The following is a 20,613-nucleotide window of genomic DNA, read 5'->3' on the forward strand; positions in this document are numbered from 1 at the left end:
CTTCATCGCTTTACTGCCGGAAAAAAACGGGAGCGCATGAGGATGAGATTCAAGGGCAAAACCGCCGTTATTACCGGTGGATCATCGGGCATAGGACGCGGCAGCGTCGAACTGTTCCTCCGCGAGGGCGCGACCGTCGTCATGGGCGATATCGACGAAGCGGAAGGCACCGCGATGATGTCGGCGATGGGCGAAAATTTTCTGTTCAAGACATGCGATGTCACGCAGGAAGCCGAGATCAAGGCGCTGATGGACTATGCGGCCGAAGAGACCGGCGGCATCGATATCGTGTTCAACAATGCCGGTGCCGGCGGTCCGCGGGCTCCGATAGACGAGATCAGCGGCGATGACTGGGATTTCGCCATGGCCCTGCTGCTGAAATCCGTCGCCATGGGTATCCGCCACGCCGCGCCGCATCTCAAGGCACGCGGCGGCGGAGCGATCGTCAATACCGCCTCCATCTGTTCCTTTCAGGCAGGCTATGGCCCGATTGCCTATTCCACCGCCAAGGCCGGTGTGCTGCACCTGACCAAGGTCGCCGCGGCCGAGCTCGCGCAATATAAGATCCGGGTAAACGCGATATGCCCGGGCTTTATCCAGACCAATATTTTCGCCTCCACCGTCGGCGCGAACAAGGAAGAGACGCAGGCAATCAATACGGTTCTCGGCCAGGCCGCTGCCAGCGCGCAGCCGGTTGCCCGTCCCGGCGTCCCCGCTGACATCGCCGAAGCGGCGGCCTATCTCGCGTCGGATGCCGCCGGCTTTGTCACCGGCACGCATATCTTGGTCGACGGCGGCATGCTGGTCGGCACCCAGGGCAGCTGGGATCCGGAAGTGCCGGGCATGCTGGATGCCATTTTGCCGGAGCATTTGCGTTGACAGAGGCGTCCGACAAGCTTCCGCTCCCGACCAAGATTCTATACGGGTTCGGCGCCTCCGCCTACGGGATCAAGGACAACGGCTTTTCCGTCTTCCTGCTCTATTATTATAATCAGGTCGTCGGCATGCGCGCCGATGTCGTCAGTCTGGCGATCGCCATTGCGCTGTTTGTCGATGCGTTTATCGATCCGCTGATCGGCCAGATGACCGACCGGACCCGAACCCCGATCGGGCGTCGCCACCCGTGGCTCTATGGCGCCGCTTTTCCCATCGCGATTGCTTGGCTGCTACTGTGGCACCCGCCGGAGACCAGCGCCACGCTGCAATTTTTCTATCTGCTGACCATGGCGATGCTCGTCCGGATCACCTTGTCCGCCTACGAGGTCCCTTCGCTGGCGCTGCTGCCGGAACTCAGCCGCGACTATCATGACCGCACCAGCACCTTGCGCTATCGCACTCTGTTCGGCTGGGCGAGCGGCCTTGGCATCATGGTTTTCGCTTATGGCGTGCTATTGGTACCGAGCGAGAAATATCCCGTCGGCATGCTCAACGTCGACGGCTATTCGACCCTCGCCATTGTCGGCGCCTGTATCATGGCCTTTGCTGTTCTGCTCTCCGCTGCCAGCACCCACAAGCGCATGGTCGACCGCTACAAGGCCGAGAGCAGCCCGCCAAAGACGGCGGAAGGCTTTAGTGAAATGCTCTCGGCATTTCGGTTCTCGCCCTTCCTGCTGCTGATGTTTGCGGGCGTCTTCGCCTTCACTAATCAGGGCCTGCTATTCGCCATGACGCCTTATCTGCTGACGCATGTCTGGGAATTCGGTTCGGCAGAAATGACCCTCTATTCGGCGGTCCTGTTCATCGGCGTCATATTGGCGTTTCTGCTGGTCACCCCGATCTCCAAGCGCACCGGAAAGCCGAAGGGTGCCGCCCTGCTGACGGCCTTTGCCGTGATCGTCGGCACGGCGCCTTACTGGCTGCGGATGGTCGATCTTTTCCCGGCGCCCGGCTCGCCGAATCTGATCCCGGTCCTGTTCACCTTTCTCGTCATCAACATAGCGGCCGGCATTTCGGCGATGATCCTGACCATGTCGATGATGGCCGATGTCACCGATGCTTACGCCTTTGAAGTTGGCAAGCGGACGGAAGGCCTGTTCTCCTCCGGCATGTGGTTCATGCAGAAAATGGTCGGCGGCATGGGCATATTGCTTTCCGGGCTGATCATTTCCTTCATCCAGTTGCCCGCGCAAGCGGTGCCCGGGACGGTGGATCCCGCCATTGTCGACAATCTCGCGCTGATTTTCGTAAGCATGGTTACCGCGATCGGTATCGCCGGGACCTGGGCCTATACGCTGTTCCCGCTCGGCGAGCAGGACCATAGCGACCGCATCGCGAAGCTGTCGGCGAGCATGCCGAAGGTGAAATGAGGCGATCAGAATAAAACTGCTCCGGCTAGTCGTTTTCGCTGTGGCAAAGCCAGACGGCCTCTGATAAGTTAATTGCATAGTTAAAAAAGAAAAGGATTTGGGCATGGATTTTGATCTCACGGAAAAGCAGGAATATTGGCGCAACAGAGTCCGCGACCATATCGAGACTCACCTCCGTCCCCGCATGGCCGACTTTCACAAGGAAGAATCCACCGGCGAGCGCTGGAAAGTTCTCCAGGTCGTCGAAGAAGAGAAGAAAAAGGCCAAGGAAGCCGGCATCTGGAACCTCTTCATGCCGCCGGCCAATCCCAATCTGACGCATATTGACGATGTGTTCGAATTCGAAGGTCCCGGCCTCACCAATCTCGAATATGCGCTGTGCGCCGAAGAAATGGGCCGCGTCGGCTTTTCTTCCGAAGTGTTCAACTGCTCGGCTCCCGACACCGGCAATATGGAAGTGTTCCACCGTTACGGCACGCTGGAACAGAAAGAACAATATCTGCGTCCCTTGATGAACGGCGAAATCCGTTCGGCCTTCCTGATGACCGAGCCAGCCGTTGCATCGTCCGACGCGACCAATATCGAGACCGCGATTGTCCGCGATGGTGATGAATATGTCATCAACGGCCGCAAATGGTGGTCCTCGGGTCTCGGCGATCCGCGTTGCAAAATCGCGATTGTCATGGGCAAGACCACGTTCGAGGGCAGCCGCTACACGCAGCAGTCCCAGATCCTGATGCCGACCGACGCACCGGGCGTGAACATCATCCGTCACCTGCCCGTCTTCGGCTATGACGATGCGCCGCATGGCCATATGGAAGTCGAGATGAAGGACGTTCGCGTTCCGGCATCGAACATCATCCTCGGCGAAGGGCGCGGCTTTGAAATTGCCCAGGGTCGCCTCGGACCCGGTCGTATCCATCACTGCATGCGCACGATCGGTGTCGCCGAAGAAGCGCTCGAGAAAATGGTCAAGCGCCTGCAATCGCGTATCGCTTTCGGCAAGCGCATTTCCGAACATAGCGTCTGGGACGAGCGCGTTGCCCGTGCCCGGATCGACATCGACATGAGCCGTCTGCTCTGCCTGAAAGCAGCCGACATGATGGACAAGGTCGGCAACAAATATGCCAAGGCGGAAATCGCCATGATCAAGGTTCAGGCTCCGAATATGGCGCTGAAAATCATTGATGATGCGATCCAGGCCCATGGCGGCGGCGGCGTTTCCGACGATTATGGTCTCGCCAGCGCTTATGCCCATCAGCGGACCCTGCGGCTCGCCGATGGTCCGGACGAAGTGCACAATCGCACGATCGCCAAGATGGAATATGGCAAATATGCCGAAACCGCCGATGGCAGCAAGATGCAGGAAAGCTTCTCGTCCGGCGACATGGGCGCAACCCGTTAGGATATTGTAATGAAGGCAGCAGTACTGGTCGAAGCGGGCAAACCGCTCGTCATAGAGGATGTCGTAATTTCCAAACCGGGACCGCACGAAGTGCTGATCCGGACGGCGGCCTGCGGGCTTTGCCATTCGGATCTGCATTTTATCGACGGCGCCTATCCGCATCCCCTGCCCGCTATCCCGGGCCATGAGGCAGCGGGCATTGTCGAGGCGATCGGCAGCGAAGTTCGCACCGTCGCCGTCGGCGATGCCGTGGTGTCCTGCCTGTCGGCTTATTGCGGTCATTGCGAATTTTGTGTCAGTGGCCGCATGTCCCTGTGCCTCGGCGCAGACACGCGGCGGGGTCCGGATGAAGCACCGCGGATCACCCGGCCCGACGGGTCGACCGTGGGCCAGATGCTCAATCTTTCGGCCTTTGCCGAGCAGATGCTGATCCACGAACATGCCTGCGTGCGGATCGATCCCGATATGCCGCTGGACCGGGCTGCCGTTATCGGCTGCGCGGTAACCACCGGCGCGGGCACGATTTTCAACGCCTGCAAGGTGACGCCGGGCGAAACCGTGGCGGTCGTCGGTTGCGGCGGGGTTGGCCTTGCCACCATCAACGCCGCGAAAATTGCCGGCGCGGGCCGGATCATTGCCGCCGATCCGATCAAGGAAAAGCGCGATCTGGCGATCAAGCTGGGCGCGACCGACGTGGTCGACGCGATGGCCGACGATGCTGCCGGACAGATTGTCGAAATGACCAAGGGCGGCGTCGATCATGCGATCGAAGCGGTCGGTCGTCCGGCCTCCGGTGATCTCGCGGTCGGTTCGCTGAAACGCGGCGGCACCGCGACCATTCTCGGGATGATGCCGCTTGACCATAAGGTCGGCCTGAGCGCGATGGATCTGCTGTCCGGCAAGAAATTGCAGGGCGTGCTGATGGGCGAGAACCGCTTCCCCGTCGACATCCCGCGGCTGGTGGATTTCTACCTGCGCGGAATGCTCGATTTGGATAGCATTGTCGCGGAAACCATTCCGCTAGAGCAAATCAACGACGGTTTTGACAAAATGAAAAAAGGTGATGCGGCCCGGTCCGTGATCGTCTTTAGCTAAAAGAGGAACTTCCATGAATCCACAGGAAGACATGACCGGCACAATGGAAGTGCCCGAGAAGGACAAATTGGACGAAGCGAGCCTGGCCCGCTGGATGAAAGCCAATGTTGAAGGCTATGCCGGTCCGCTGACCCTGACCAAGTTCAAGGGCGGCCAGTCCAATCCGACTTACAAGATCGACACGCCGACAACCTCCTATGTCCTGCGCAAAAAGCCGTTCGGCAAGCTCCTGCCCTCGGCCCATGCGGTGGACCGCGAATTCCGGGTGATCGCGGGTCTCTATCCCGCAGGCTTCCCGGTCGCCAAACCTTATGGTCTGTGCGAAGATGACAGCGTGCTCGGCACGATGTTCTACATCATGGGCATGGCAGACGGCCGGACGCTGTGGGACGGCACTTTGCCGGACAGCGATCCCGCCGAACGCACGGCCATCTATCACGAAATGATCGATACGCTGGCCAAGCTGCACAGCTATGACCCGACCGAACTGGGCCTGGAAAAGCACGGCAAGCCCGGCAATTATTGCGAGCGCCAGATTTCGCGCTGGACCCAGCAATATCGCCTGTCCGAGCTGCAGGAAATTCCGGAAATGGACAAGTTGATCGAGTGGCTGTCCAGAACCATCCCGGAACAGAAGGGCTTTGGCATCGTCCATGGCGATTACCGGCTCGACAATATGATTTTTGCCCATGACGAGCCCAAGGTGATCGCGGTTCTCGACTGGGAACTCTCGACCCTCGGCGATCCTATCGCGGACTTCGCTTACTGGCTGATGGCCTATGAGATGGAGCCGGAGGGCCGCAGCGGCCTCAAGGGTATCGATCTGGCCGCCCTCGGCATCCCTTCCCGCGAAGAAGCCATTGCGCGCTACTGCGAAAAATCGGGCATGGCCGAACTGCCGCCGATGGACTGGTATCTGGCCTATAATTTGTTCCGTATTGCTGCTATTCTGCAGGGCATTCAGAAGCGGGTTGCCGATGGCACCGCCAATAGCGCCGCCGCGGCCGAAATGTCGGACCGGGTGACACCCTTGGCACAAGCCGGATGGGAAGTCGCAAAACGCGCAGGAGCATAAAATGGACCTCAAAGGCAAAGTTGCGATCATCACGGGTGCCGGTAGCGGCATCGGACGGGCCTCCGCCCTGCTCTTTGCCGAACATGGCGCCAAGGTCATCGCCAGCGATGTCACCGATGCGGTGGAAGACACCGCCAAGGGCTCCGAAGGCAATATCATCGCGATTAAGGCCGATGCCGGATCGGAAGGCGATGTCGAAATGCTGGTGGAAGCCGCTGAACAGCGCTTTGGCGATCTGCATGTCTTTTTCGCCAACGCCGGTATCGGTGGCGGCTTTGAAGGGATTTTCGACAGCAGCGTTGCCGAATGGCAGGAAGTGCTCCGCGTCAATCTGATCGGGCCATTTCTGGCCTGCAAATATGCCGGCAAGGTGATTGCCGAAAGCAAGCACGGTGGATCGATCATCTGCACCGCCAGCGTCGCCGGCATCCGGTCGGGCGCCGGTGGTCCGGCCTATTCCGCGTCCAAGGCCGGCGTCATCAATCTGGTGAAAGTCGCCTCGCAGCAATTTGCGACATCCAATGTCCGCTGCAACGCCATTTGTCCCGGCATCACCGAAACCGGCATGACCCAGTTCATTTACGACAAGGCCCGCGAAAAGGGCAAGGAAGACCGGCTCGGCTATCTCAATCCGCTACGCCGCGGCGCTGCGCCTTCGGAGATGGCGGAAGTGGCTTTGTTTCTGGCCTCCGACCGCTCATCCTATGTCAATGGACAGGCGATTGCGGTTGATGGCGGCCTGAGCGCTTCCCACCCGGTCACCCGTCAGGAATTTGGCAGGACGGCCGTTTAAAATCGAGGACTAGTTCGCAAAAGCGAGATCGCCGTTTCCGAGCTGTACGAAGTCGACGCGCCCCTGGCTGGCACCGCACAGGAACGAGCGCTGGTCGCTGTTCGACAATGAACCTTCAACCCGCCAGCCGGCTCCATCACGCGACACCGACTGGATTGTCGACACCCGTGCATCACGGCCCGCTTGTCTTTCCGCTGCATCGGAACAGGCATTGATCGCCAGGTCCATGTCGCCGGTGCTGCTGTCATATCCATTGTTCGAACGCCGGTCGTCGTAGCGCGGGGCATCGTCGCGATAGTCGCGATCTTCATAGCGCCGGTCGCGGTTGCTTTTGGAAGCTGCGCTGGCAATCGCGGCAATCCCGCCGATCACCAATATGCCGGCCAGGACATCACCACCGTCAATCCCGCCGCGATGACGACGATGGCCACGATAACCCCGGTAGCCGCGATAGCTGCGCCATCCTTCCACCGTGTCATTTTCGGCGCTCCAGCCGAGCGCGCTGCTGTCGATCGGCGTTGCAATGGCAACAGCGCCGGGCATCGGCGCAGCCATGGCTGGCGAGAACCCGGTAAAAATCAAAGCAGTGGAGGCTGCAATAGCGGAAAATCTGGTCATTTTGGTCATGTCATCACCCCGTTGAATGCCGGCCCCGCACCCGGAGACCTGCCATACCATCATATATAGATGGCCCAGCCTGTCACCAGGCTGAACCATCATTTTACCTCTGGAAATGCAGAGCGCTTCTAGCGGCGGGCATATTTGAGCCCGCTGAACTGCACGTCGCTCACCCGATTGCCATCGACATAGCAAGTGAACTTGCCTTTGTCGGAATAGCTGTTCCGGTTGTACCGGCCGCGATTCTGTTCGACCAGGATATTGCCCTTGATCCGGTAACCGTTGCGGGTCCGGTCGATATCGCGGATGTCGGTAACCGACGCCCGGCCACGATAGGTGGCACCCTGTTCAGCGGCCCGAACGCAGCGGTTTACCGCGCTCCGCTGATCGATCTGGCGATAGCGATTATTGGCATATCGGTCATTGCGGTAACGGTCACCGCGATAATCGGCATCATGATATCCCCGGTCCTTGCTGCTCGAACTGGCAATCGCGGCAATTGCGCCGATGATCGCCACACCGGCGATTACTTCGCCAGCACTCGGTCCGCCATTGCGGCCATCCTTTGCCATTGCGGGGGTAGCAGAAACGGCCATTGCAGCAGCAGCAGCGGTTCCGACAAGAGCCTTGTTCAACTTGTTCATGTCCACTTTCCTTTCACACTGCCCGAAACCTTTTCCCGAGCTTGCAAAGCCCTTTTAGGGGAGTCGGCTTGAGTGAAGGCTGAACTGGCCTGACAGGATTTGTTCATGTTAAAGGCTGTTTTTATGAACGCATGGGAGGAATGCGAGCAATATATGGCTCTTTCCCGTATGCAGCGGGACGGGAGCTCCTAGAGTGAAGGACAGGAGGATTTAGAGCACTGGAAATCGTTCTTCGGGCTGGTGCGAATAAGAAGCATCGAGTGTCGTCGCCGCGAGGCCCGCCCGCCCCGGTGCAAAATGATATCCCGGAAAATCAAAACCCCCTTTCGATCCAGTTGCGGACACAGCGATCCCGTGCGATAGATTTCGCAGTGACAGTTGAACTGTCGCACTAGTCTCTGGTTGTCTCGGGAGGGTTGACTTGAAATTTTGGCACCGGCACGCCGCAGTCATCGCACCTGCGTTGCTCATAGCTGGCTGTGGAAGTCCTGCTCCAGATGTAGTTCCGCCAAAGGGCAATTGCATGACCGAAGAAGGCTGGGCAGAATGGACTGGACCTTGTTTTCTCGGTCAGGCTGAGGGCAAAGGCATCGCCACCTACGAGGACGGATTTTTTGCAACCATTGAGGGGCATTTTGACGGGGGCATTCCTCAGGGTGAAGTTGAGATAACATACGGCTCTGGCACGAAATATAGTGGTTCGCTCAAGGATGGCGAGTATCACGGCTTTGGAACGCGTCAAGAAAGCTGGGGCGAGGCCTACTCTGGAAACTGGAACGAAGGATATCGTGACGGAATTGGACGCTATACGGGACAAGATGGCAAAATTGTTGAAGGCCTCTGGGATCGCGGCAGGCTAATTGGAAGCTGGTTTTCGGCCGCAAACACCGATTGCGAAATTTGGTGGGCGGGGACTGGCTCAGACCCAGTTGGTACTCTCGCTTGGGATGGGGCTTGCGTAAATGGCCGGGCTAACGGTCCCGGCAAAATAGATTGGACGGACGAAACGCCAGCAGCCGCCAGCGGAGCGACCATAGAATTCAGAGGAACGCTTTCAGGCGGTAAACTCAATGGCGAGGGCGTCTGGACGCAAACAAACAGATATTCAAATGTTATCCATCGGAAAGTCAGTAAGGGCACATGGGTTGACGGCGCGCGTGAGGGCTACGGCACGGACGTTGAAGAGAGCGAATTTCTGGACGGCAGTTTCAAGGGAGCAACCACGACTTACTCTGGTGGTTGGGAAAATGGGAAATTCTCCGGAGACGGTGAACGTGTCAACACCAAGACCTACAACGATGGCGGTATTGAGTCAGAGAAGGAACAAGGTTCATTTGTTGAAGGTACCATGCGCCAGGGAGTGGCTACACGGCATCGCAGAGTGGTCGGGGGCGAGGACTCGACTGAAATGGTCGGCGGTCGATTTGAAAGTCGCCAGTTCATTGGCTTTGGCACTGTAATGACGCGGCGGCGCATCGACGGAGATTATTATCACAGCGTTGTCAGATACGACGGCCCAACCGCTGACGGTGGTGAAGGGATAATTCAATATGCGGACGGAGACACGTTCATCGGAAGTATGAAGGCTGAGATGGGTCAGAGCGACAGCCCGCTATTGGGGCGCTGTGTGCTGCCCTCAGTCGGTTTTGTCGGGAGGTGCAAGTCAACCTCTGTCACGCTTTCTTCCCAGAAATGGAAGACTTGTTTGTCGCCCGTGAATGACGAAGGCCAATGTCTGAAAGAGATTGCTCGCTTCGTCTCTTGAAAATTGATTTGGTGCCACGTCCGCCTCTACACCCATTGTGATAGTTCTTTGAAACGCAGGCTAACGTCCGCTTTCGGGAACACGCAGGCATCGGCTTGAGCAACGCTCAAAATCTGCTACCCACTCAACTCCAGAACATCTGGTCTCTTAACAGCGCCCACTGGCGGCGCTTCAACTTAACCAGTTTACCGGTAAAATGTTGACCCTACGAACACCCCGCCACGCCATCCACCAGGTTGCGATGACGAAGAGCAGAAAGCCGATCTGACTCATGCGCTGCGGGCTTGAGAGCACATAGCGGAAAAACGCGCCATGCAGCCCTGCCAAATGACCGAGCCACTGCTTCCAAACCGAAATTCGTGCGCCAGTTGCAGCCTATTTTTCCAGATCAAGCCCGATCGCGTGCGCCAGAAACGCGTAAATATCCGAATATTCCTCGATCACCTTGTGGGTCGGCTTGCCGCTGCCGTGGCCGGCCCGGGTCTCGATACGGATCAAATGCGGAGCATCCCCCGTTTCCAGAGCCTGCAAGCGCGCGGTATATTTGAAGCTATGGCCCGGAACGACGCGATCATCGGTATCGGCGGTCGAGACGATCAGCGCGGGATATTCGACGCCATTTCTGATATTGTGATAGGGCGAATAGGTCAGCAGGGTCTTGAAATCCTGTTCCTTGTCCGGATAGCCATAATCATCGACCCAATAGCGTCCGGCAGTGAACCGGTCGAAGCGGAGCATGTCCATCACGCCGACTGCAGCATGGCCGGCGGTGAAAAGATCGGGCCGCTGGTTCATGACGGTGCCGACCAGCAAGCCGCCGTTGGAGCGCCCTTCGATCGCAAGACCGTCTTCGGGCGTAATGCCTTCAGCGATCAGATATTCGCCGGCGGCGATAAAATCGTCGAAGACATTCTGCTTGTTCTGCAGGCGACCGCCATCGTGCCATTCCTTGCCATATTCGCCGCCGCCGCGCAGATTGGCCGAGGCGAACACGCCGCCCGCCTTGATCCACGCCATCCAGGCCGGCTTATATTGCGGCAAGACCGAGATATTGAAGCCGCCATAGCCATAAAGCAGAGTCGGCGCGCCCTTTGACAGATCCTGATCCTTCATATGGACGAGGAACATCGGAATTTTTGTGCCGTCTTTGCTTTCGTAAAAACGCTGCGTCACTTCGACCGCCTCAGGATCGAACGGTAGCGACGGTTCCGCCCAGATGGTCGGAGCGGATGACGGCTCATAACGGAAAACCGTGGTCGGCCGGTTGAAACTTCCGAAAGCGAAGAAGCCTTCACCGCTCTTCATCGAACCGCTGAGGCCAGTCACCTGCCCCGGTCCGGGCAAATCAAGCGAGCCGAGCGCTTCGCCATCAAGGTCGAAAATCGAAAGCTGGCTTTTGGCATCGACCAGATAGCTGACAACGAGACGGTCGTTGACGATCATCGCCCCGTCCACAACCGCATCGCTTTCGGCGACCAGCTCGGTGAATTCCGGCTCGTCATCGGTCAGGCTGGCTTTCACCACGCGCAGACGCGGCGCATCCTTGTTGGTCACGAAATAGAGCGTATCGCCAACGCCGTCGATCAGCCGCCAGTCATGCTCGAAACCGCGGACCAGCTTGCGCGTTTCCAGTTCCGGCGCATCGACCTTGATCAATGTGATTTCATAACGATCGTCGGTACCGGAGGAGGAGGTGATCACCACCCACTCCTTGTCCGATGTCAGCTCCGCAAAATGGTTGAGTTCGGGCTGATCGGGCGTGGCATAGACTTTTACATCCTTGGCCTGATCCTTGCCGATGCTGTGCAGATAGACGGCATGGTCCGCGTTCAGCGACTGAAAGGCCGCCCCTTCTTCCGGCTCGGGAAAACGGGAATAGAGGAAGCCGACATTATCCGGCAGCCAAGCCAGATTGGTGAATTTGGCCCATTCGACCGTGTCCGGTTTCACCTCGCCCGTTGCCACATCGACGACTTTCAAGGTCCGCCAGTCGGACCCGCCGTCCTGCACCGCATATACCAGCAGGCTGCCGTCGCCGGACGGTTTCCAGCCGGCCAGAGCGGTCGCGCCATCGTCCGACCAGCCGGCCGGGTCGATCAGCACACGCTCTTCGCCATCCGCTCCGTCGCGGACATAGAGCACAGCCTGATTCTGGCCGCCGCTCTTGCGTTCGTAGAAATATTTGCCACCCGCCTCGACCGGAATGCCGAGATCGTCGAAATCGAACAATTCTTCCATCGACTTTGCCAGGGCTTCCCGGCCGTCGAGCGTTTCCAGATAGGCGTCAGTGACGGCATTTTGTGCCTTCACCCAGTCGGCCACCTCGACATCCTCGCGGACGTCATTTTCAAGCCAGCGATAGGGATCGGAAATATATTCGCCAAATTGCTCTTCGACGATGTCAACGGTCCTGGTGTCCGGGTAGGTCAGGGAATTTTCCTTGTTTTCTTGCTGTGCGGCCAGCGCGGGAGAAGTCGCGGCCAATCCCATGGCCAATGTCCAAATTGTCAGTCTACGCATAATCACCCCGGGCAAAAGAAAGAGGCCGCAAGCTTATCGCTCACGGCCTCTCATATCAATTGAAACTGTATCCCGGATGAAGGACTTAAGCGTCTTCGTATTCATCCTGTGCGCTCTGGTCCGGACCGCTGTCCTGACCCTTCGCGTCAACGTCCCGGTCAACCAGCTCGATGATCGCCATCGGCGCGGCATCGGAAGCACGGAAGCCGGCGCGAACGATACGGGTGTAACCGCCGCTGCGTTCCGCATAACGGTCCGCAATCACTTCAAAAAGCTTCTTTTCCTGCGTTTCGTCCATCAGGCGCGCATGCGCGAGACGACGGTTGGACAGGCCACCCCGTTTGCCGAGCGTGATCAGCTTTTCAACATAGGGACGCAATTCTTTGGCTTTCGGCAGAGTCGTCATGATCTGCTCGTGCTTGATCAGTGCAGCCGCGAGGTTCTTCAGCAGAGCCTGACGGTGAGCACCGGTCCGCTGCATCCGGCGGCCCTTCATTCTATGACGCATAGTAATTTCCTTCGTTCGTTAAGGGGCCGTATGAGGTACCCCGCAGCAGGTGATTTTAACGGGGCATCACCAACAGGCCCCTGTTGTCATTCCGGCCTGAGCCGGAACGACAGAAAAATTAACCGAGCAGCTCTTGTTCCAGCTTCTTGGCCATTTCCTCGATATTTTCAGGCGGCCAGCCAGGGATATCCATGCCGAGACGCAGACCCATGCTGGAGAGCACTTCCTTGATTTCGTTCAAGGACTTGCGGCCAAAGTTCGGGGTGCGCAGCATTTCGGCTTCGGTCTTCTGCACAAGGTCGCCAATATAGATGATATTGTCGTTCTTAAGGCAGTTGGCGGAGCGGACGCTGAGTTCCAGTTCGTCGACCTTCTTGAGAAGATAGCGGTTGAGCTGGTTGGCGTCGCTTTCTGCCTGGCTCTGCTGGGCGGCCATGCCGATTGGCGAGGACACCTGTTCCAGAGCTTCTTCGAAATGGACGAAAAGCTGCAGCTGGTCCTGCAAGATGCGGGCCGCATAAGCGATCGCATCTTCAGGAGTGACCGTGCCATCGGTTTCGATGGTGAGGTTCAGCTTGTCAAAGTCGAGTTCCTGACCAACGCGGGCATTGTCCACCTTGTAGGAAACCTGACGGACCGGCGAGTAGAGCGAGTCGATCGGGATCAGACCGATCGGCGCGTCTGCCGGACGGTTGGCAACAGCAGGAACATAGCCCTTGCCGACATTGACGGTCAGTTCCATGTTCAGCGAAGCGCCTTCGTCGAGATGGCAGATTACCAGATCGGGGTTCATGATCTCGATGTCACCGGAGACGGCAATGTCGCCCGCCTTGACTTCGGCAGGGCCGGTTGCGGAGAGCTGCAGACGCTTGGCGTCTTCGCTTTCCATTTTCAGCGCGATCTGCTTGACGTTGAGAACAATGTCGGTCACATCTTCACGCACGCCGGGCAGCGAGGAAAACTCGTGCAGGGCGTTTTCGATCTTGATCGAGGTAACTGCCGCACCCTGAAGCGAGGACAGAAGCACGCGGCGCAGCGCGTTGCCCATGGTCAGGCCAAAACCGCGTTCCAGAGGTTCAGCGATGAATGTCGCCTTGCGCTTCGGGTCTGCACCGGGCTTGATGTCGAGGACGTTGGGCTTCTTCAGTTCTTGCCAGTTCTTCATATTGACAGTCATGGACTTCCCCTAGTGGTTCAAAGAGCGGGTGTGGACGTCATTACCGCTCTGAATTTTAAAAAATCGGGACCGGCCCACCGGCCTGTCCCAGAAACGCAAGCGGTTTTAGACGCGGCGCCGTTTCGATGGGCGAACACCATTGTGCGGGATCGGCGTGACGTCACGGATCGAGGTGATCGTGAAACCAACAGCCTGAAGTGCACGAAGAGCGGATTCACGACCGGAGCCGGGACCTTTCACTTCGACTTCGAGAGTCCGCACACCATGGTCTGCGGCTTTCTTGCCAGCGTCTTCTGCTGCAACCTGAGCGGCATAAGGTGTCGACTTGCGAGAGCCCTTGAAACCCATCATGCCTGCCGAGGACCAGCTTATCGCATTGCCCTGGGCATCGGTGATGGTGACCATCGTATTGTTGAAAGTGGCATTGACGTGCGCTACGCCTGCCGAAATGTTTTTGCGCGCACTTTTCTTTATGCGCTGCGGTTCGCGTGCCATGTGATCAATTCCTACCTAATATCTTGAAGATACTTGCCAGAAGACAAGTCTTATTTCTTTTTGCCAGCAATCGCCTTGGGCTTGCCTTTACGGGTGCGTGCATTGGTATGCGTACGCTGTCCGCGAACGGGAAGGCCCTTACGGTGACGCAGGCCGCGATAGCAGGCCAGATCCATCAAACGCTTGATGTTCATTGCAACTTCACGACGCAGATCGCCTTCGACCGTATGTTCGGCGTCGATCGTTTCACGAATGTGCAAAATTTCCTGATCGGTGAGATCCTGAACCCGGCGGGTCGGATCAATCTTCAGTTTTTCAACAATTTCAGCCGCAGCCGTGCGTCCGATACCGTGAATGTAGGTAAGCGCAATGATTACGCGCTTGTTAGTGGGGATATTTACCCCAGCAATACGTGCCAATATATTTCTCCATGCTCCACAGGGACCGATTCGCCGGGACCTATCTCATAGCCAAGTCGTTAAAAACACACCCGAAACGCACAAAACCAGCGCGCACCACAAAGGGTGTTGCCGGTTCAAATTGGTTTCGAATGAAGCCGAAATAGGGAGAAACGCTGCGACTGTCAACACTGGAATAGCCGCAAAACCAGCTATTCCCTGCCAGCGCGAGACACTGCCCTGTGTAACCAGATAAGGAGCGAGGTCAAATGTTCGATCTCCGTTTTCCGGCATAGCGATGCATATGTCAGCTGGCCCGTGCCGGACTGATCGGCAATCATCCCCTTTGACGATCGCTGGCGCAGGCTGGACAAGCGACGCGCCCGGTGCGCGTTCCTGCTTCGCTTTGCCGCCAAAATGCACTAGCGTTCGCCGCATCATAACGGGGACATTCATTGACCAACAGAGACAAGCATGACCTGTTCGCAATCGGCGGGCAGACGATTGAACCGGGAAAGACCGGCGATATTGCCATTCCGATCAGCGATCTCTCGGCCGGGATGCAGGCCAATATGGAAGTGCGCGTCTTTCACGGCAAACGCGCCGGACCGACCATCTTTGTCAGCGCGGCGATCCACGGCGACGAAATTATCGGCACCGAAATCATCCGCCGGGTGATGAAGAAACTCCATCCCTCGCGCATGGCCGGGACGGTTATCTTCGTACCAGTGGTCAACATGTTCGGTTTCATCACCCACAGCCGCTACCTGCCCGACCGCCGCGACCTCAACCGGTCCTTTCCGGGCACCGAGCGGGGCTCGCTCGCCTCGCAGCTGGCCAATATTTTCACCACCGAGATTATCGATCGCTGCACGCTTGGCATCGATATCCACAGCGCCGCGCAGCATCGCTATAATCTGCCGCAGATCCGCATCGCCTCGGGCAATGCCGAGCTCAAGGAACTGGCGCTCGAATTCGGGCCGCCGGTCGTCATCGAGGCAGACTTGCGCCCCGGCTCGCTGCGCGCGCTGGCCCGCGACGCCGGCGTCGACATGCTGCTCATGGAAGCCGGCGAAGCCCTGCGCTTCGACGAGTTTTCCGTCCTGACCGGGGTCAACGGTATCTTGCGGGTGCTCAAGAAACTGGAGATGATCGAAACCAAGCGGCTCGGCAAACGCGGCGCACCGCCTGCCCGGGCGACCCGCACGGTCTGGCTGCGCTCGACCCGGGGCGGCATCTGCCGGCTGGCCTCACCCTCCGGCAGCAAGGTCCACAAGGGCGACACCGTCGCCTCGATCAGCGATATATTCGGCGACGGCGAAGAGGCGATCCTCTCCCCGGTCGACGGCATCGTCATCGGCCACAGCAATCTGCCGGTGGTCAACCAGGGCGACGCGCTGCTCCATATCGCTGAAGTGCGGATTTTCGATACGGTGAGCGAAAGGCTGGAGCGGATCGAGGGCGAGATCACCAGCAACCAGTTGCTCGACGAGGATGAGGTTATTTAGGCAGGCGGAAGCTTGGCGTTCGTTGGTCCGCCGGGTCTTGCCTTGGCTCCGGCGGACTGATCGACGGCGGCGTCAGGCCTAGCCCTTGCCGCGCGTCTTGGTCTTCCCGGGCTTGGCATTCTTCTCGATAAATTCGATGATCAGGCCCGCTACATCCTTGCCGGTGGCGTTTTCAATGCCTTCGAGCCCGGGCGAGCTGTTCACTTCCATGATCACCGGACCATGGTTGGAGCGCAACATGTCGACGCCGCAGACATTCAGGCCCATATGCTTGGCCGCACGGACCGCGGTCGAACGTTCTTCCGGCGTAATCTTCACGATCTGGGCGCTGCCGCCGCGATGCAAGTTGGAGCGGAAATCGTCCGGTGCACCGGTGCGCTTCATGGCGGCGACCACTTTGCCGCCCACGACCAGCGCGCGGATGTCGGTGCCGCCGGCTTCCTTGATGAATTCCTGTACCAGGATGTTCACGTTGGCGCCGCGGAAGGCCTCGATCACAGACTTGGCGCTCGACATGGTCTCGGCGAGCACCACACCGATGCCCTGGGTGCCTTCGAGCAATTTGATGACAACCGGCGGGCCGTTGACGGCCTTGATAATTTCCTCGGCCTGCTTCGGATCATTGGCATAAGCGGTCAGCGGCAAGCCGAGCCCGTATTTGGCCAGGATCTGCATCGACCGCAGCTTGTCCCGGCTACGGCCGATCGCCACGCTTTCGTTCAGCGGCCAGACCCCGGCCATCTCGAACTGCCGAACCACGGCGGTGCCATAGTTGGTGATAGATGCGCCAATCCGCGGGATCACGGCCTCATAGCCTTCCAGCGTTGCCCCGTCATAGGTGATCGTCGGCCGATGGCTGGCGATGTTCACCGTGCAACGGGTTGTGTTCAATATGTCGAGCGTGTGGCCACGCTCTTCCGCTGCCGCAACAAACCTCTTGTGCGAATAAAGGTTCGGATTACGGGCGAGCATGGCGATTTTCATAAATTATCTTTCCTGGTGCCGGCCCAGCATCCAGCGCTTGGCGCTGTTGACGAGGAAGCCCCGCTTGAGCGCCCGGCGTCCTATCAGGACCGGGAATATCATTGATTGCCGATTGGCAAGAGTCATATGCCCGACCCACTCCAGTGGTCCGAGCTTCATGACCGTTTCTATCACATAACGGGTTTGCATGACACCATTGCTACTCTTTATTCTGCGCTGGCCGTAAACCAGCGCTTCGCAATGATAGTCGGCTGTGCCCGCACCCATCGGAATGGTGAAACGAACATAGGGCTGCCCGTCTTTTTCAAACGGCTTAATATGGGTGGCGTGGAGCGAGGAGGTCGCTGCGCCGGTGTCGACCTTGGCGTGGAGATTTCTGACCCCGAGGCCGGGGATGTCAATCAGCTCGCACCACCCGATTTCGCACGGCTCCCTGAGTTTTTTCGGGAGCGGTTTCACCTTCGGGATATTTGCTTGCGCCATCGACCGGATATCTGGCCGATGGCGCAATCTTGCGCAAGATAATTATAGTCTAGACGACGCCGTAAGCGAGCATGGCATCGGCCACTTTCTTGAAGCCCGCGATATTGGCGCCCTTCACATAATCGACATAGCCGTCGCCCTGATCGCCATATTCGACGCATTTGCCGTGGATGCCCTGCATCAGTTCGGTCAGCATCTCGCCGAGCCGCTCGTGGTTCCAGCTGATCCGCTCGGCATTCTGGCTCATTTCGAGGCCGGAGACCGCGACGCCGCCGGCATTGGCCGCCTTGCCCGGTCCGTACATGATCTTCGCATCGTGGAAGACGTGGACGCCGTCCAGCGTGGTCGGCATGTTCGCGCCTTCCGATACGGCGACCACGCCATTGGCGACCAATTCCCTGGCTTCCTCTTCGTTGAGTTCATTTTGCGTCGCGCAGGGCAAGGCCAGGTCGCAGGGCACGCTCCAGGGGCGCTTGCCTTCATGATAGGATGCGCCGGTGAAATGATCGGTATAGTCGCTGATCCGGCCCCGCGTATGGGTCTTGTGGTGCTTGACCCAGTCGATCTTCTCCTGGTCGATGCCATCGGGATCATGGATGAAGCCGCCGCTGTCCGACAGCGTCAGGACCTTGCCGCCCTGTTTGGTGATCTGCTCGGCGGCATGGGTCGCGACATTGCCGGAACCGGAGATCACCGCTGTCTTGCCGGCGATCGCGTCATTGCGGTGCTTGAGCATATTTTCCATGAAATAGACCGCGCCGTAGCCGGTCGCTTCGGGCCGCATCTGCGAGCCGCCATATTCGATGCCCTTGCCGGTCAGCACGCCTTCCCAGCGGTTGGTGATCCGCTTGTACTGGCCGAACATATAGCCGATCTCGCGCCCGCCCACGCCGATGTCGCCGGCAGGGACATCCGTGTCCGGTCCGATATGGCGATAGAGCTCGGTCATGAACGACTGGCAGAAGCGCATGACTTCGGCGTCAGACTTGCCCTTGGGGTTGAAATTTGCACCGCCCTTGCCGCCACCCATCGGCAGTCCGGTCAGCGCGTTTTTGAATGTCTGCTCGAAGGCGAGGAATTTCAGAACGCTCTCGGTTACGCTGGGGTGGAAACGGATGCCGCCCTTATAGGGGCCGATGGCATTGTTGTTCTGGACGCGGAAACCGCGCTGAACCCGGATGCAGTGATTGTCGTCTTCCCAGCAGACGCGAAAGGATACGACCCGGTCGGGTTCGGCTATCCGCCGCAAAATCTGTGCGCTGTGATAGGCTTCCTTGTCCTCGATGAAATCGAAAATATCCATCGCGACTTCCTGCACCGCCTGACAAAATTCAGGTTGGCCCGGATTGCGTTTCTTGACGCCCTCCATGAAAGTCGGAAAATCTACATGATCGGAAACGGCCATCGTCTACCCCCTCTTATATTCAATATCGGTACGACCCGTTTCCCCGTGGACGACGCATTCGAGTCGCCAACAGGAGGAATACACAATAGAACTATTAGTCGGGCTAGGTAAAGTGTTGATATTGAGCCGAAATCAGGGCGTATCTTCGGTCTCTTCATCGATCGGAGCGGTGGAATCCGCCGGAGCCTCTTCCCCGGCGTCCTCCGGTTCGCCGAATAATGCTGACAGCCGCTGCAACTGCTCACCGATTACGCCGTCCACCGCAGGAGCGATCTGGTCGACGGGAAACTCCATATAGCCACCCACTTTATAGGTGAACCGGACCACGGTCTTGTCGGCCTGCGGCTGCAGCAACATGGTCAGCGTGGCGGTTACCGCTTCACCCTGCAGCGGGCCTAGCGCCCCCGATAGCCGCAGCATTTTGTGGTTGCGCGCATAGATCACGCGCATGTGCTGGACGCTGCCCTCGGAGCTCTTGATATTGTCGTCCGAGGTCGTCCGGATCAGCTCGCAAAAGCAACCGCCGGCCTGGGGCACGAGATAGAAATTCGCGGCATCGCCGGACCAGCTGTGATCGGGATTCCAGTAACGGGATGGCGCGATCATCGCCTTCCAGACAGATTCGCTGTCGCCGGCTATCACCGTCTGGTGCTGTACGGTGAAGCCATTGTCGGCCGTGTTGGTTACCTCGGCCTGCGCGGCGGTCATGCTGCAAAGCGCCGCCATTCCCCATATTGCGTGAAATGCCGGCTTGGCCATGACCCTGTCCCCCCTCGGATTACTTCAAAGCGACAGCGCCGCCTCGATTGCTTCGTTGACTTCCGCCATGCTGCCCATGCCGTCAACCTTGCGGACGATGCCGCGTTTTTCGTAGATCGGCAAGATCGGTGCCGTCTTCGCGCGATATTCCTGCATGCGGGTGCGCACGGTTTCTTCATTGTCGTCGGGGCGCCGCTTGAATTCGCTGGAGCCACAAACGTCGCAGACGCCTTCAACCGCTGGCTTCTTGAAGATTTCGTGATAGCCTTCGCCGCATTTCCCGCAGGTGAAGCGCCCGACGATACGTTCGACCAGCGCGTCTTCGTCGACACCCAGCTCGATAACATGGGACAAAGTACGGCCTCTTTCGGCCAATATTTCGTCCAGCGATTCAGCCTGCGCGGCGGTCCGGGGATAGCCGTCAAAAATAACGCCCTTTTCCGAACCAAGCTCGTCCAGCTTGTCGCCGATTATGCCGGAAACCACTTCATCGGGAACCAGCGCCCCGGCATCCATCAGCGCCTTGGCCTTCTTGCCGACTTCGGTGCCGGCCTTTACCGCTGCACGCAGCATGTCACCCGTGGACAGTTGGACCATGCCATGTTCATCTTCGAGACGACTGGCCTGGGTCCCCTTCCCGGCACCCGGCGGTCCCAACAAAATAATGTCCATGAT

Annotated in this window: 20 protein-coding genes; 8 read left to right on the forward strand and 12 right to left on the reverse strand. The window is 58.4% G+C overall.

The features are described 5' to 3' along the window. Positions 1 to 42 precede the first annotated feature (42 nt). From CHN51_RS00995 to CHN51_RS01020, 6 genes are all read left to right on the forward strand, one after another. On the forward strand, positions 43 to 879 hold the full coding sequence (locus CHN51_RS00995; RefSeq protein WP_100092363.1) for an SDR family NAD(P)-dependent oxidoreductase: 837 nt from the start codon (positions 43 to 45) through the stop codon (positions 877 to 879). After that, a complete protein-coding gene (locus CHN51_RS01000; protein WP_164088937.1) occupies positions 876 to 2,306 on the forward strand; it encodes an MFS transporter in 1,431 nt (476 codons plus the stop codon). Before CHN51_RS00995 ends, CHN51_RS01000 begins: the two co-directional genes overlap by 4 nt. A 103-nt stretch (positions 2,307 to 2,409) precedes the next feature. Continuing rightward, entirely contained in the window at positions 2,410 to 3,711 is a 1,302-nt protein-coding gene (locus CHN51_RS01005; protein WP_100092365.1) for an acyl-CoA dehydrogenase family protein, read from the forward strand. Between the two features lie 9 nt (positions 3,712 to 3,720). Continuing rightward, a complete protein-coding gene (locus tag CHN51_RS01010; RefSeq protein WP_100092366.1) occupies positions 3,721 to 4,806 on the forward strand; it encodes a Zn-dependent alcohol dehydrogenase in 1,086 nt (361 codons plus the stop codon). Between the two features lie 13 nt (positions 4,807 to 4,819). Beyond that, positions 4,820 to 5,881, forward strand: a complete 1,062-nt coding sequence (locus tag CHN51_RS01015; RefSeq protein ID WP_240616822.1) for a phosphotransferase family protein — start codon at positions 4,820 to 4,822, stop codon at positions 5,879 to 5,881. A 1-nt stretch (position 5,882) separates the two neighbouring features. Next, on the forward strand, positions 5,883 to 6,674 hold the full coding sequence (locus tag CHN51_RS01020; protein ID WP_100092367.1) for an SDR family NAD(P)-dependent oxidoreductase: 792 nt from the start codon (positions 5,883 to 5,885) through the stop codon (positions 6,672 to 6,674). Positions 6,675 to 6,683: 9 nt separating this feature from the next. On the opposite strand, the gene CHN51_RS01025 is transcribed toward CHN51_RS01020, so the two are convergent. Next, positions 6,684 to 7,301, reverse strand: coding sequence for a hypothetical protein (locus tag CHN51_RS01025; protein WP_123906205.1), 618 nt, complete (start codon positions 7,299 to 7,301; stop codon positions 6,684 to 6,686). Between the two features lie 119 nt (positions 7,302 to 7,420). Continuing rightward, positions 7,421 to 7,936: a hypothetical protein gene (locus tag CHN51_RS01030; protein ID WP_100092369.1), complete on the reverse strand. Its 516-nt coding sequence runs from the start codon at positions 7,934 to 7,936 to the stop codon at positions 7,421 to 7,423. A gap of 523 nt (positions 7,937 to 8,459) precedes the next feature. Between CHN51_RS01030 and CHN51_RS01035 the strand changes: the two genes are divergently transcribed. After that, positions 8,460 to 9,701, forward strand: coding sequence for a hypothetical protein (locus tag CHN51_RS01035; protein WP_100092370.1), 1,242 nt, complete (start codon positions 8,460 to 8,462; stop codon positions 9,699 to 9,701). 375 nt (positions 9,702 to 10,076) lie between these two features. Here the strand turns inward: CHN51_RS01035 and CHN51_RS01040 are convergent, their stop codons facing one another. From CHN51_RS01040 to rpsM, 5 genes are all read right to left on the reverse strand, one after another. After that, complete coding sequence (locus CHN51_RS01040; protein WP_100095356.1) at positions 10,077 to 12,221, reverse strand: prolyl oligopeptidase family serine peptidase; 2,145 nt, start codon at positions 12,219 to 12,221, stop codon at positions 10,077 to 10,079. A gap of 85 nt (positions 12,222 to 12,306) precedes the next feature. Further along, positions 12,307 to 12,729 carry a 50S ribosomal protein L17 gene (rplQ, locus tag CHN51_RS01045; protein ID WP_100092371.1) on the reverse strand — a complete coding sequence of 141 codons (423 nt, stop codon included), beginning with the start codon at positions 12,727 to 12,729 and terminating at the stop codon, positions 12,307 to 12,309. A 118-nt stretch (positions 12,730 to 12,847) separates the two neighbouring features. Further along, positions 12,848 to 13,906 carry a DNA-directed RNA polymerase subunit alpha gene (locus tag CHN51_RS01050; RefSeq protein ID WP_100092372.1) on the reverse strand — a complete coding sequence of 353 codons (1,059 nt, stop codon included), beginning with the start codon at positions 13,904 to 13,906 and terminating at the stop codon, positions 12,848 to 12,850. A gap of 105 nt (positions 13,907 to 14,011) precedes the next feature. Continuing rightward, positions 14,012 to 14,401, reverse strand: coding sequence for a 30S ribosomal protein S11 (rpsK, locus tag CHN51_RS01055; RefSeq protein ID WP_067198370.1), 390 nt, complete (start codon positions 14,399 to 14,401; stop codon positions 14,012 to 14,014). 50 nt (positions 14,402 to 14,451) lie between these two features. Next, complete coding sequence (gene rpsM / locus CHN51_RS01060; RefSeq protein ID WP_089132899.1) at positions 14,452 to 14,820, reverse strand: 30S ribosomal protein S13; 369 nt, start codon at positions 14,818 to 14,820, stop codon at positions 14,452 to 14,454. Between the two features lie 434 nt (positions 14,821 to 15,254). On the opposite strand from rpsM, the gene CHN51_RS01065 reads away from it, so the two are divergent. Beyond that, complete coding sequence (locus tag CHN51_RS01065) at positions 15,255 to 16,307, forward strand: succinylglutamate desuccinylase/aspartoacylase family protein (RefSeq protein WP_240616823.1); 1,053 nt, start codon at positions 15,255 to 15,257, stop codon at positions 16,305 to 16,307. 78 nt (positions 16,308 to 16,385) lie between these two features. Here the strand turns inward: CHN51_RS01065 and rimK are convergent, their stop codons facing one another. The 5 genes from rimK to CHN51_RS01090 all read right to left on the reverse strand — a co-directional run bounded on the left by rimK (position 16,386) and on the right by CHN51_RS01090 (position 20,610). Then, complete coding sequence (gene rimK, locus CHN51_RS01070) at positions 16,386 to 17,291, reverse strand: 30S ribosomal protein S6--L-glutamate ligase (protein WP_100092373.1); 906 nt, start codon at positions 17,289 to 17,291, stop codon at positions 16,386 to 16,388. Positions 17,292 to 17,294: 3 nt separating this feature from the next. Continuing rightward, the gene (locus CHN51_RS01075) at positions 17,295 to 17,774 is read right to left on the reverse strand and encodes a RimK/LysX family protein (RefSeq protein ID WP_100092374.1); all 480 of its coding nucleotides are present in this window, start codon (positions 17,772 to 17,774) and stop codon (positions 17,295 to 17,297) included. A gap of 49 nt (positions 17,775 to 17,823) precedes the next feature. Beyond that, positions 17,824 to 19,179 (reverse strand): NADP-specific glutamate dehydrogenase, encoded by a 1,356-nt coding sequence (gene gdhA / locus CHN51_RS01080; RefSeq protein WP_100092375.1) that lies wholly within the window; start codon positions 19,177 to 19,179, stop codon positions 17,824 to 17,826. Between the two features lie 132 nt (positions 19,180 to 19,311). After that, on the reverse strand, positions 19,312 to 19,938 hold the full coding sequence (locus CHN51_RS01085; protein WP_206169923.1) for a hypothetical protein: 627 nt from the start codon (positions 19,936 to 19,938) through the stop codon (positions 19,312 to 19,314). Positions 19,939 to 19,962: 24 nt separating this feature from the next. Beyond that, on the reverse strand, positions 19,963 to 20,610 hold the full coding sequence (locus tag CHN51_RS01090; protein WP_100092376.1) for an adenylate kinase: 648 nt from the start codon (positions 20,608 to 20,610) through the stop codon (positions 19,963 to 19,965). Positions 20,611 to 20,613: the final 3 nt, after the last annotated feature.

Source organism: Sphingorhabdus sp. YGSMI21, assembly GCF_002776575.1.
GTDB lineage: Bacteria > Pseudomonadota > Alphaproteobacteria > Sphingomonadales > Sphingomonadaceae > Parasphingorhabdus.